This is a genomic window from Xylanimonas ulmi (genome assembly GCF_004216535.1).
Classification (GTDB): domain Bacteria; phylum Actinomycetota; class Actinomycetes; order Actinomycetales; family Cellulomonadaceae; genus Xylanimonas; species Xylanimonas ulmi.
Window position 1 is genome coordinate 2,969,951 of the sequence record NZ_SGWX01000001.1, and the last position, 11,954, is coordinate 2,981,904.

Sequence of the window (11,954 nt, forward strand, 5' to 3'; positions counted from 1 at the left end):
GCTCCCGAGCGGCTCGCGCTGCTGCGCCGCACCACGAGCGTCGCGATCGTGGGAGCGAGCGACAACCCGGCGCGGGCCTCCTACTTCGTGGCCACGTACCTGCTGTCGAGCTCGCCGTACGACGTGTACTTCGTCAACCCGCGCGCCACCTCGATCCTCGGCCGGCCCGTCTACCGGTCGCTCGCGGACCTGCCGGTCGCCCCCGACCTCGTCGACGTGTTCCGGCGCCATGAGGACCTGCCCGACGTCGCACGCGAGGCCGTCGCCGTCGGCGCGAAGGCGCTGTGGCTGCAACTCGGATCGTGGAACGAGCAGGCCGCGGCCATCTCCGAGGCGGGCGGCCTCGACGTCGTCATGGACCGCTGCGTGAAGATCGAGCACGCGCGCTTCCACGGGGGCCTGCACCTGGCGGGCTTCGACACGGGCGTCATCAGCAGCAGGCGCGCGCGGGGGTAGGCGAAGGCGGCCTCATCCCTCACCACACGCCCCGCAGGAGCGCGGGCACGTCGAGATCGCGGACGCCCAGCGCGACCCGGAACAGGACGCGCTGGGCGTTCGCGCCCAGAAGCACCTCGTACCCGTCGCCCGACGACGTCATCGACAGCATCGAGAGCGCGAACCGCAACCGGTTGACCGCGCGGACCTGCGCCCGGGGCCAGACGAACCGCGCGCAGCGGGCTGCGCGCGTCTCGTGCGTCAGGGCCAGGCTCCGATCGGTGAGCGCCATGAGCCCCTGACTCCACGCGCCGTTCGCCCGGACCTGGACCCCTGCGGGCGCGGGAAGCGGCAGCGGGTCGTCGTCGACGAAGCACGGCCAGGACGCGACGACCCGCTCGTCACCCGCCAGGACTGCGCGCAGGCCGCCTGGGCGCGCCTGCCCATCGCGCTCGTCGCCGATCAGCGCGGGCGCGTATCGCGTGGCGACCACCCGCTGCCACCGCTGGACGTCCTCACCGTCGACAAGGTCCGCCAGGTGTCGCGGCCAGTCACTGATCGACTCGGCGAGAGTGGTCACGACCCACGGCGGCGAGATCGATGGCACGGTCAGGTCCCCCTCCCCAGCGCGCGCCCCATCGCACACGCTCGACGCGTCCACACCTCACAGCGCCCGCACGGCCCCCACCACACGCACGACCACCGGCACGCCGTCGACCGCGGGCGGCACGTCCTTGCGCGCCCGCACCGTCTCGACGTTGACCTGCAGCACCCAGTCCGACGGGCCGCCGCGCTGGGCGAGCCCGACCCCCGTGACGCCGTCGAGCCTCGCCACGGCGTCCCGCAATGTCTGCTTCGCAGCTCTGGCCGCGTCGATGGTCGCCATGGTCACCTCCCGAGGTGCACACCTCCATTGTGCCCCGGTTCGGCCGCGGGCGGGCGGGGCGCGGTCTGCGGCGCGAACCCCTCGGAGCGCTCCGGCGCGTCGGGGACCCAGCGCAACAGGTCGCCCGGCTGGCACTCGAGCGCTCGGCACAGCGCGTCGAGCGTGCTGAGGCGGACGGCGCGCGCCCGACCGTTCTTGAGCACCGCGAGGTTGGCGGGGGTGATTCCGACGCGCTCGGCGAGCTCGCCGACGCCCAGACGGCGCCGGGCCGCCATCACGTCGATGTCGACGACGATGGGCATCAGATGACCCCGCCGAGCTCGGCGTGCAGCGCCGCGGTCTCGTCCGTGAGCGCCACGGCCCGCACGAGCAGGGCGCGCAGCACGACGACCAGCAGCGTCACCCCGGCTCCGCCCACGATCGCGCCGCACGTGACGAGCAACAGGCCGGGTTGCAGCATCCCCGTCGCCACCGTCAGCGCCAGTGCCGCGACCGCGAGCGCCGTCGCCACCGCACCGGCCAGCACGATGCCGTCGACGTACCGGAATGCGGCATGGCTGAACACGGCCGACTCGGCGACCAGCGTGAGCAGGCGCCAGACGCAGACGACGGCGACCTGCACCATCGCGAGTCCCGCGATCACCATGACCAGCAGCGGCCAGCGCAGGAACGCCGCCTCGGGGAGCGTCGTCGCCATCTCGTCGGCGATCAGCGGGACGAAGAGCGCCTGTGCGAGCAGCACGCCGACGAACACGGCGCCGAGCACGAGGCGCAGCGCGCCGAGGGTCAACGCGCCGGTCTGCCCGACCCGTCCCAGGACGGTGTCCACGCGCCGCTGGGCGCGCGAGACGAGCGATTCCATGGGGCCTCCTTCACCATTGCCTATCGATAAACGATCGTATCCTCTCGATATTCGATAGGCAAGGGAGCGCGGGGAGGCGCCGGATCAGCGGTCGGTGCGGTTCTCCGTGTCGGGGTGCGAGCCGGTGCGCCCATCACGGTTGAGCCCGTCGATCGCCGCCATGTCCTCCTCGCCCAGCGCGAACCCGAAGATGTCGGCGTTCTCGGCGATGCGCGCGGGCTTCGCCGACTTGGGGAAGACGACGTCGCCGCGTTGCACGTGCCAGCGCAGCACCGCCTGGGCCGGGGTGACGCCGTGGCGGGCCGCGACGTCGGCGATGACCGAGTCGCCCAACACCGTCCCCCGACCCAGCGGCGACCACGCCTGCGTCACGATCCCGTGCGCGGCGTCGAAGGCGCGGACCTCGTCCTGCCGCAGGTAGGGGTGGGCCTCGACCTGGTTGACGGCGGGAACCACCGTCCCCGTCTCCAGCACGCGCTCCAGGTGCGCGGGCTGGAAGTTGGAGACGCCGATCGCGCGCGCCCGCCCCGAGGCGGCGATCTCCTCCAGCGCGGCCCACGCCTGGGTGTACAGGCCGAGCGCGGGCAGCGGCCAGTGGATGAGGAACAGGTCGACGTAGTCCGTGCCCAGCGCGTCGAGCGAGCGCGCGAACGCGGCGAGCGCGGCGTCGTGCGCGTGGAACGCGTTGTTGAGCTTGGTGGTGACGAACACCTCGGCGCGCGGCAGCCCGCTCGCCGCGAGCGCCTGCCCGACCTCGCGCTCGTTGCGGTACATCTGCGCGGTGTCGACGTGGCGGTAGCCCGCGTCGAACGCGCACAGCACCAGGTCGCGGGTCTGGTCAGGCGGCAGCTTGTAAGTGCCGAACCCGAGCTGCGGGATCAGGACGCCGTTGTTGAGCCGGAGGGTGGGGATGGCGCAGGTGCTCACCGCCCCAGCATCCCCGACCGCTGGTGGCCGAGCCCGTCGAAACCGCCGAAACCGCCGCCCGGAGCGATCGGTGTCACATCAGCGTGACCCCCAGCGCGTCGAGCACCGCGTCGATCGGGTTGAGGTACGTCAGCCCGGAGCCGTCCGGACCGCCCGTCTCCGAGCCGGCGAACAGCAGGCCCAGCGCGGCGCCGTCCTCGCGGAACACCAGCGACCCGGAGTCACCGCCGCGCGAGAACGGCCCGCCGCCCGTCGACTCGACCTCGATCTGCCCGTCGAACCCCAGCACCCCGAGTTCGTCGCCGTACCCGACCAGCACGTCGTCGAGCTCGATGGCGCTGACCCGCCCGTGGGTGAGCGACGTCGTCCGCCCGACCTTGGCGACCCGCTCCCCGCCCCGGGCCGGCGCCGTCACGCTCACGCGCCCGACCTGCGGGTAGGTCGCGTCGACCTCGACGCCGTCGTCGAGCAGCGCGAGCGCGGCGTCCACGCGGTGGTGCTCACCGGGAGCGAGCGGCGCCCACCTCGCCAGCGCGCCCACACGGTCACGCGGCGCCGCGCCGCCGTCGGCGGGCCCCGGCTGCACGACGACGTCGCCCGCCGCGGCCTGCGGGGACCCGGCCAGCACATGCCAGTTCGACAGCGCGTACCGCACGGGCGCGCCGTCGGCGGCGTCGACGACGAAGCCGCCCAGCGTGCCCGCGGTGACGGCGGCGTTCGCGATCGAGACGCCCGGCCGCAGCGGTCGCGCCCGCCCCGTCTCCCCCAGCGCCCGCGCGCTGGCGACCGGCGGGCGGGGGCCCAGCGTGCGGATGCGCCCGGTGCGGCGCACGTCGACGTCGGCGCCCGCCTCGGCCGCGATCCTGCGCACCACCGCGCGCGCCGCCGGGACCCCGAGCCGGTAGCGGACCGCGACCGCGTACGCGCCGTCGGCCCCCGAGGCCCGAACGCCCGGCGCCGCGTCGACCGGCGCCGCGTCGCCCGGCGCCGGGGTGAGCCCGAGCGAGAGCGTGGGCGCGCGCACGGCGTCGAGCGACGCCCGGCGCACCGCGGCGCTGTCAGAGGCGGCAACGTCCCGGGCGCCGCCGTCGAGGCCCGCGCCGCCCGGGACCACGACGTCGTACGCGGTCACGGCGCCGTAGCGGTCGGCGAGCTCGCGCGCGAACCCCAGAAGCTGCTCCTTGAGGCAGCGCGCCTGCGCGAGGTCCATCATCGTCATGGCGCGAGTGTGTACCCGGGCGCCCACATCGACGGGTGGGCGCGCGGAGGGGCGCGGCACGCCATCGGCCCGCAGCGCCCAGGTCCCCTTTGTACGCTGCGGCAGCCGACGAGCCCGACACGGGGCTCTCGCCCGCAGCGTGAGGGAACCACAGCATGGCGACACCACCGATGGAGGCGGCCGAGCCGCACCCTTCGACCGAGCCGACGCCCGAGGCGCTGCTCGCGGCGGCCCGATGGGCGCTCGACCACGACCACCAGGCGCTGCTCGCCCACCGCGTCGCCCGGCTGAGCCAGGCGCCGTGGGACGTCCAGGACGCGGCGGACCGCCACCTGATCCGCAGGCATCGCGAGGCCGCGCTCACCCACTGATCCGCCCCCCGCGACGCACGGCCTCGCGCCGTGCTCGCCGGAACCCGACCGCGAAGTCGCGTCACAAAGCCGGCGATCCGACCTCTCTTCACATGTGACGTCCGACTCTCGCGTGGCCGACGACGGCCCTCGGCGCCCCACCGCCCGCGGCGGTGGCCGACTCGCGCCGACCGTCACGCGCGACGAGGTGCGGGCCGCGATCCTTTGGGCGATCGACCACGACGTCGCGAGCCTGGTCCGCCATCGACGGATCGCCCACACGGTGCATGACGAGGGCCGGCGGCGCCGCTCGGACGCCGACCTCGTCGCGAGGTGGCGCCGAGCGGCCCAGCCGGCCCTGGACGCGGTGCGAACACCCGCCCCCTGATCGGTCTGGGGACCTCAGACGGTCGCGGTCAGCAGACGCCCCACGCGCGTCACGCGCGCCCGAGCCGTCGCGAACACCGCCAGGCCCAGCCCTGCGACGCCCCACAACACGAGCCCGATGACCGCCGCGCCCACGCCGCCGGCGGCCGGCACCACGAGCCCGACCAGGGCCTCGCGGGCCGCGCCGATCGCGAGCAGGTCGGCGACGCCGTCAAGCCAGCCGGGCACGGTCGCCACGACACCCGTCGCGATGACCAACACCGCCATGAGCAGGCTGACGCCGCGCGCGAGGTCGCCCAGCAGCAGGCAGAAGCCCTGGTGCAGCGCGACGAAGACGAGCGAGGTCAGCATCCCGAGGCCGATCGCGCCCAGCCATCCGCCCACCGACAGGTGCTCGACGGCGGCGATGACCACCCCGACGACGGCGCCCGTCCCGGCCGCGATGAGCGCGGGCAGCGCCAGGTCGGCCAGTGCGAGGCGCACCGCGCCGCGCGTGGCGCCGAGCACGCGCGAGCGGGAGGGCCGCACGACCGTGGTCAGCCCGAGCGCGCCCAGCCACAGCGCGACGACGGCGAACAGCGGGCCGGTCGAGCCGGTGTCGAGCGTGTCGTCACCCGGCGCCTTGACCGGGTCGGCGACGACCGAGGCGAGCGTCGCGCGCTCGCCGTCGGAGTAGACCGGGATCTGGTCGACGGCCTGCCCGAGCCCGTCGGCGAGCTGGTCCGCTCCCCCGACCAGCTCTCCCACTCCGGTCGCCAGGCCGGTCGCGCCCGACGCGACGCCGTGCGCGCCCGCGGCCAGGTCGCCGACCCCGGAGGCGAGGTCGCGCGCGCCGCCGGACACGCCCGTGGCGCCGGTGGCGAGCGCCCGGACGCCCGAGGAGACCTGCGTGGCGCCGGCCGACACGCCCGAGGCGGCGTCGGCGATCTGGCCGACCCCGCCCGCGAGGTCACGGGCGCCGCCCGCGAGGTCCGTGGCGCCCGAGGCGACGGTGTTGGCGGCGCCGTGGAGCCGGCCGAGCCCGTCGGCGAGCTCGTGCTGACCGGCCGCGGCCTCCTCCATGCCGTCGGCGACCTTGGTCGCGGCGTCGGAGAGGTCCTTCACGCCCTGCGCGGTCGTCGTGAGCTGCCCGCGCAGATCGCGCACCTTCTCCAGGGCGCCCGAGGCGCCACCCAGGTCCTCGAAGTCCTGCTGGAGTTCGGCGAGGTTGAGGGCGACGAGCTGGGCGCACAGGTCCGCGTCGATCGCCGGCGGCGTGGCGCCGCACGCTGTCACGAGCGCGGTGAGCGCCTGGCCGATCCTGTCGCTCATGCCATCGAGGTCGTCGAGCCACGGCAACGTGTCCGGATCGGGAACCTGGGGGATCGCGACGTTGATCTGTGCGAAGCCCGCGTCGAGCTGCGCGACGCCGTCGGACACGCCGCGCGCGCCCGCGGCGAGCTTGTCGCCGCCCGCCGCGGCGGCCTGCGCGCCCGACGCGCTCTGGCCGATGCCACCCGCGAGCTGCGAGGCGCCGCCCGCGAGCTGGTCCGCGCCTCCCGCGAGCGCCGACGCGCCTCCCGACGCCGACGACGCGCCGTCCGCGAGCTGGCCCGCACCGCCCGCGAGCGCCGACGCGCCGCTCGACGCCGCCCGGGCGCCCGAGGCGAGCCGGCCCGCGCCGTCCGCGAGCTGCGCGGCGCCGCCCGCGGCCGAGGTCGCGCCGTCCGCGACCAGGCCCGCGCCGTCCGCGAGCTGCGAGGCGCCGTCGGCGGCCGAGGTCGCGCCGTCCGCGAGCTGCGAGGCGCCGTCGGCGGCCTGCCCGAGCTGTTCGCCCAGGGTGTTGAAGCCGACCAGCACGTTGTCGACGTACGTCTGGGTGAGCGAGGAGCCCATGACCGTCGTCGCGGTCGAGGCGACGACCCGCGCGAGCACCGCGTCGGCGACGCGGCCCCCCGGCGGGGTCGCCACGTCGATGGTCGCCTGCCGCGCCTGGCTGGGGTCGTCCCCGCCGAACGAGGTGGCGGCGGCCGAGAAGTCCTTCGGGATCGTCACGACGGCCGCGAACGTGCCATCAGCGAGCCCGGCGGCGGCCTGCTCCTGGTTGGTGACCTCCCACTGGTAGCTCGCGTCCGAGGCAGGGACCGCCTTGGGCGTCTGCTCGGTCGCCGGCGCCACGCCCGAGACCAGTCCGGCCGCGAGCTGCCGCCCGAGCGGCACGTACTGGCCGTTCACGGTGACGGGCTCGTCGTTGTTGACGATCGCGGCGCGCACGGTGTCGAGCCGATCCGCCGGGTCCCACAGGGCCGTGAGCAGCAGCCCGAGCACCGCGAGCGGGAGCAGCGCGACGGCCGCCAGCCGCCAGACCCCGGCGCGGGCGCCGGTACGGGTCAGGGCGTTCACTTCGACACCTCCGCGTTGTCGTTTCCGGTGTTCGGGGTGGTTTCGACAGGCTCAACCAGCTGGGGCGGGGTTTCGACGGGCTCAACCAGCTGGGGCGGGGTTTCGGCGGGATGCGCCTGCGACGCCTGCGCGAGGTCGAGCGTGAGCGCGTCCGGCAGCAGGTCGGACGCGTCGGCGCCCGTGGTGCCCACCAGCACGGCGACGCCCTGCGCCCGCGCCGCCCGCAACGCCGCGGCGAGCGCGTCACGCCCGTCACGGTCGCCCAGGGCGTGCGCCCGCAGCACGACGACGGCGCGCGGCGCCCCGCGCAGCGCCTCGACGACGGCCCGCGCGGCCGCGCCGTGCGCACCGGACTGGTGCGCGTCGTCGGACGGCGCCGCGTCGATGACGGCGACGCGGCCGCGCACCGCGGAGGCCCGCTCGGGCAGCACGTACCCGGCCACCTTGACCGCTCCGGCGTCGGGCTTGAGGCGTCCGGCGAGCGCGAGCAGCAGCGCGTCGGTCGAGGCGACGGCGTCGGACCAGACCACGAGGGCGCCGCCGTCGGGCACCCGCACGGTGACGGGCCCGACCAGGGGCGCCTCCGACGGGCCGTCCACGACCAGGCCGTGCGCGACGACGACGTCGGTGGCGCCCGGCTCGGGCCACTCGGCGAGGGCGAGCTCCTTGGCCAGCCCCTCGCCCTCGACGTCGAAGTGCGGCAGCATCCGGTCGAGCCAGCGCGGGATGTACCAGGCGCGCTCGCCCAACAGAGCCATGACCGCGGGCACCAGCACCATGCGGACCACGAACGCGTCGACGGCCACGCCCACGGCCAGGCCCAGCGCGATCGGCTTGAGGTTCATGTCGCCCTCGGGCACGAACGCCACGAAGACGCCGAACATGATGACGGCGGCCGCGGTGACCACGGGCGCCGAGCCGCGGAATCCCGAGCCCACCGCGCGCCGGGCGCGGTCGGGGCCCTGGCTGTGCACGTAGTCCTCACGCATGCGCGAGACGAGGAACACCTCGTAGTCCATCGCGAGGCCGAACAGCACGCCCATGAGCACGATGGGCATGAAGCTGATGACCGGCCCCGTGCGCGTGATGTTGAGCGCCTCGGCGAGCACCCCGTGCTGGAACACGAGCGTGACCACACCGAACGCCGCGCCGACGCTCAGCAGGTAGCCGAGCGACGCCTTGACCGGAACCCACACCGAGCGGAACACCATGGTCAGCAGCACCAGGCACAGGCCCACGACCACCAGGCCGAACGGCAGCAGCGCGGCGCCCAGCTTGGCCGAGACGTCGATGCCGACGGCGGTGAAGCCCGTCACCGCGATGTCGACGCCGTACTCCTGCTGGAAGTGGGCGCGCAGCGAGCGGATCTCGTGCACGAGGTCCTCGGTGGCCACCGACGTCGGGCCGCCCTCGGGGATCACCTGGATGATGCCGGTGTCGGCCGAGGGGTTGGGCGTCGCGAGCGGCACGTCGGCCACGCCCGGCAGGTCGCGGATCTCGTCGGCCATGGCGTTCATGAGCCCAACCGGGTCGGTGCTCGTGACGATCGACGCCGTCACGATGAGGGGCCCGTTGAAGCCCTCGCCGAACTCGTCGGAGATGAGGTCGTAGGTGATGCGCGCGCTCGAGTCGCGCGGCAGCACGCCGGCGTCGGGCAGCGCGAGGCGCAGGCCGGTGGCGGGCCAGGTCAGGGCGCCGAGTGCGGCGACGACGAGCACGATCGTGACGATCGGCCAGCGCGTGACCACACGCACCCACCGCCCGAAGAACCCCTCACGCCCGGCGATCGCACTTCCGTCGCCGGTCGCGCCCCCCTCGCCGGTCGCACTCCCCTCGCCGACCGAGCCACCCCCGCCGACGGAGCCACCCTCGCCGACCGAGCCACCCTCGCCGACCGAGCCACCCTCGCCGACGGAGCCTGTCGAGACCCCGTCCGCGGGACCTTCGGCCGCCGCGACGCGCTGGGCCGCGGCTCGCCCACGGCGCCCACCGCGCCCGCGGCGAGCACGGCGGGCCTTGGGCGCCTTCGGGCGCAGGCGCTCACCGGCGAATCCGAGCAGCGCGGGCAGCAGCGTCAGCGACACCAGCACCGCGATGCCGACGGCCGCCGCGGCCGCGACGCCCATGACCGTGAGGAACGGGATGCCGGCGACGCTCAGGCCCACGAGCGCGATCATCACGGTCAGGCCCGCGAAGACGACGGCGGAGCCCGCGGTCGCGACCGAGCGCGCGATCGACTCCTCGACGCCGAGCCCGTCGCGCAGCAGGTCACGGTGTCGCGAGACGATGAACAGCGCGTAGTCGATGCCGACGGCGAGGCCGAGCATGACGGCCAGCATCGGCGTCGTCGACCCGATGGTCGCGACCGACGTCGCCGCGAACAGCAGCCCCATGCTGACGCCGACGCCCATCAGGGCGTTGACCAGCGGCAGCCCTGCGGCGACGAACGAGCCGAGCGTCAGCACCAGGACGATGAGCGCGACCACCAGGCCGAGGCCCTCGGTCACGGAGATCGACGGGAACTCGGTGGCGAAGAGCTGACCGCCGAGCTCGGCGCGGGCGCCGTCGGGCAGAGCCGCCTGGAGGCTGCCTGCCTCGTCCTGGAGCGCCTCCTTGGTCGAGTCGAGGATCGAGCCGAGGTCGCCGTCGAGCTGGACCTGGACGATCGTGGCGGAGCCGTCGTCGTTGACCGACGCCGCGAGCGTGTCGTCGTAGGGCGAGGTGACCGCGACCACCTGGTCGATGTCGCCGAACGCCTTCACCGCCTGCTCGATCGGCGCGCGCATGTCGGCGTCGGCGATGGCGCCGCCGTCGGGCGCGACGACGACGACCTGCGCGGACACGCCGCTGACCTGCGGGAAGGTCGCGGCGAGGCGTTCGAGCGCCTGGTTGGCCTCGGTGCCGGGGATGGTGACCTCGTTGTCGAGGCCTTGCATCACCAGGCCCGCGACGCCGCCGAGGACGGCGAGGATCACGACCCAGCCGACGACGACGAGGCGGCGGGCGCGCAGCGCCCAGCGGCCGAGCTGGTAGAGGACGGAGGACATACCTCTCCTGTGGTTGTGGCGTGGCGTCTTTCGATACACAACTGTATCCGATACAGGACTGTATCGGTACACTCGTTGTGTGACCCAACCTCCGCCGCTCTCGGCCCGTCGCGCACAGACGCGCGAGCGCCTGCTCGACGCCGCCGCCGCCGTCTTCACTCACGTCGGCTTCGGGGCCGCGTCGGTCGAGGCCATCGCCGAGGAGGCGGGCTTCACCCGGGGCGCGTTCTACTCCAACTTCGAGAGCAAGGAGGCGCTGTTCCTCGCGCTCACCGAACGGCAGTCACGCCGCCACCTCGCCGCCCTGGAGGCCGCCGTGGCCGCACTCGACAGCGGCGTGGTGCACGAGCGTCACCTGGAGCGCAGCGTCATCCGCTCAGTGCTCGCCGCCGTCACCGAGGGCAAGATGCCCGAGCGCGGCTGGTACCCCATCAACGCCGAGTTCGAGCTGCTGGCGATGCGCGCGCCCGAGATCGGGGCCGCCTGGACGGCGCAGCAGCGCGCCATGCGCGCCGAGCTCACCGAGGTGCTGGGGCGTCTGCTCGGGGGGCTGGGCCTGCGCTTCACCACCGACCCGGGCATCGCCATCGACCTGCTGCTCGGCGCGTGGGCCGCGAGCGCGCGCGACGCCGCCGTGGCCGACGCCCCCGACGTCGCCCCCGCGGCGCTGGAGGCGCTGGTGGACCTGCTGATCACCCAGGAGTAGCCCGGCGACCCGGTCAGGACCAGACCGGGATATTGCGCCGCACGGGCACGGCGTCGTCCTGCGAGCGGAACAGCTGGGGCGACCGCGCCCGAATCTGATCGATGTCCGTGAAGACCGCGCGCAGGTGGGCGCGCATCTGGCGGGCCGCGCGATCCAGGTCGCCGGCGCATACCGCTTCGAGGATGGCGTCGTGCTCGGCGACGAAGGCCCCGAGAGGTGTCGCCCGCAGGCCGAGCCGGCGCGCTCGATCCAGGTGCACCTTGGCCGTGGCCACGGTGTCCCAGACGCCGCCGTTGCCGGCCAGGTCGAGCAGACCTCGGTGGAACTCGTCGTCGAGCCGCAGGAAGTCCTCGACGCCGTCACGGACCTCGTGCTGCGCCTGGACGTTCCGCCTCAGCGCGGCGACGGCCTCGGCGTCGGGCGGCCCCTGGGTGGCGAGCGAGGCCAGCGAGGCGAGTTCGACCGCCTCGCGCAGGAACTGTGCGTCCGAGACGCGCTGCGGGTCGATCCGGGAGACGAAGGTCCCGACCTTGGGGAAGACCTGGACCAAACCCTCGTCGGCGAGCCGGATGAGGCTCTCGCGCACCGGCGTGCGCGAGACGCCCAGCGAGGCCGCGAGCGCGTTGATCGAGATCGGCGAGCCGGGAGCCAGGTCGAGCGAGACGATCCGTCGCCGCAACTCCTCGCGCACCTCACCGCCGCTCGTGCGCGGTTCGGGGCGGGCGCCCGTCGCGAGGGTCGGCATGGCCGCAG

Annotated in this window: 13 protein-coding genes; 4 read left to right on the top strand and 9 right to left on the bottom strand. The window is 74.7% G+C overall.

Annotation, left to right across the window (positions count from 1 at the left end; genetic code table 11):
* The first annotated feature begins 18 nt into the window (after positions 1-18).
* Positions 19-456 carry a CoA-binding protein gene (locus EV386_RS13755; RefSeq protein WP_423219002.1) on the top strand — a complete coding sequence of 146 codons (438 nt, stop codon included), beginning with the start codon at positions 19-21 and terminating at the stop codon, positions 454-456.
* Positions 457-475: 19 nt separating this feature from the next.
* Here EV386_RS13755 and EV386_RS13760 read toward each other — a convergent pair whose 3' ends face one another.
* The 6 genes from EV386_RS13760 to EV386_RS13785 all read right to left on the bottom strand — a co-directional run bounded on the left by EV386_RS13760 (position 476) and on the right by EV386_RS13785 (position 4,329).
* The gene (locus EV386_RS13760; protein ID WP_130415879.1) at positions 476-1,042 is read right to left on the bottom strand and encodes a hypothetical protein; all 567 of its coding nucleotides are present in this window, start codon (positions 1,040-1,042) and stop codon (positions 476-478) included.
* Between the two features lie 57 nt (positions 1,043-1,099).
* Positions 1,100-1,321, bottom strand: coding sequence for a hypothetical protein (locus EV386_RS13765; protein ID WP_165399944.1), 222 nt, complete (start codon positions 1,319-1,321; stop codon positions 1,100-1,102).
* A gap of 2 nt (positions 1,322-1,323) precedes the next feature.
* A complete protein-coding gene (locus EV386_RS13770; protein ID WP_130415883.1) occupies positions 1,324-1,623 on the bottom strand; it encodes a helix-turn-helix domain-containing protein in 300 nt (99 codons plus the stop codon).
* Complete coding sequence (locus tag EV386_RS13775; RefSeq protein WP_130415885.1) at positions 1,623-2,183, bottom strand: DUF2975 domain-containing protein; 561 nt, start codon at positions 2,181-2,183, stop codon at positions 1,623-1,625. The genes EV386_RS13770 and EV386_RS13775 overlap by 1 nt, the downstream gene beginning before the upstream one ends.
* Before the next feature lie 84 nt (positions 2,184-2,267).
* Positions 2,268-3,110 (bottom strand): aldo/keto reductase, encoded by an 843-nt coding sequence (locus EV386_RS13780; protein WP_130415887.1) that lies wholly within the window; start codon positions 3,108-3,110, stop codon positions 2,268-2,270.
* A gap of 73 nt (positions 3,111-3,183) precedes the next feature.
* On the bottom strand, positions 3,184-4,329 hold the full coding sequence (locus tag EV386_RS13785; protein WP_242607969.1) for a hypothetical protein: 1,146 nt from the start codon (positions 4,327-4,329) through the stop codon (positions 3,184-3,186).
* Between the two features lie 155 nt (positions 4,330-4,484).
* Here EV386_RS13785 and EV386_RS13790 point away from each other — a divergent pair, with 155 nt between their 5' ends.
* Together EV386_RS13790 and EV386_RS13795 are read left to right on the top strand one after the other, a co-directional pair.
* The gene (locus tag EV386_RS13790; RefSeq protein ID WP_130415889.1) at positions 4,485-4,700 is read left to right on the top strand and encodes a hypothetical protein; all 216 of its coding nucleotides are present in this window, start codon (positions 4,485-4,487) and stop codon (positions 4,698-4,700) included.
* Between the two features lie 94 nt (positions 4,701-4,794).
* Positions 4,795-5,067, top strand: coding sequence for a hypothetical protein (locus tag EV386_RS13795; protein WP_130415891.1), 273 nt, complete (start codon positions 4,795-4,797; stop codon positions 5,065-5,067).
* Between the two features lie 14 nt (positions 5,068-5,081).
* On the opposite strand, the gene EV386_RS18855 is transcribed toward EV386_RS13795, so the two are convergent.
* Complete coding sequence (locus tag EV386_RS18855) at positions 5,082-7,448, bottom strand: YhgE/Pip family protein (protein WP_130415892.1); 2,367 nt, start codon at positions 7,446-7,448, stop codon at positions 5,082-5,084.
* On the bottom strand, positions 7,445-10,495 hold the full coding sequence (locus tag EV386_RS13805; RefSeq protein WP_130415894.1) for an MMPL family transporter: 3,051 nt from the start codon (positions 10,493-10,495) through the stop codon (positions 7,445-7,447). The genes EV386_RS18855 and EV386_RS13805 overlap by 4 nt, the downstream gene beginning before the upstream one ends.
* A gap of 79 nt (positions 10,496-10,574) precedes the next feature.
* Here EV386_RS13805 and EV386_RS13810 point away from each other — a divergent pair, with 79 nt between their 5' ends.
* Positions 10,575-11,201 (top strand): TetR/AcrR family transcriptional regulator, encoded by a 627-nt coding sequence (locus tag EV386_RS13810; RefSeq protein WP_165399945.1) that lies wholly within the window; start codon positions 10,575-10,577, stop codon positions 11,199-11,201.
* A gap of 13 nt (positions 11,202-11,214) precedes the next feature.
* Here EV386_RS13810 and EV386_RS13815 read toward each other — a convergent pair whose 3' ends face one another.
* A complete protein-coding gene (locus EV386_RS13815; protein ID WP_130415898.1) occupies positions 11,215-11,946 on the bottom strand; it encodes a GntR family transcriptional regulator in 732 nt (243 codons plus the stop codon).
* Between the last annotated feature and the right edge of the window lie 8 nt (positions 11,947-11,954).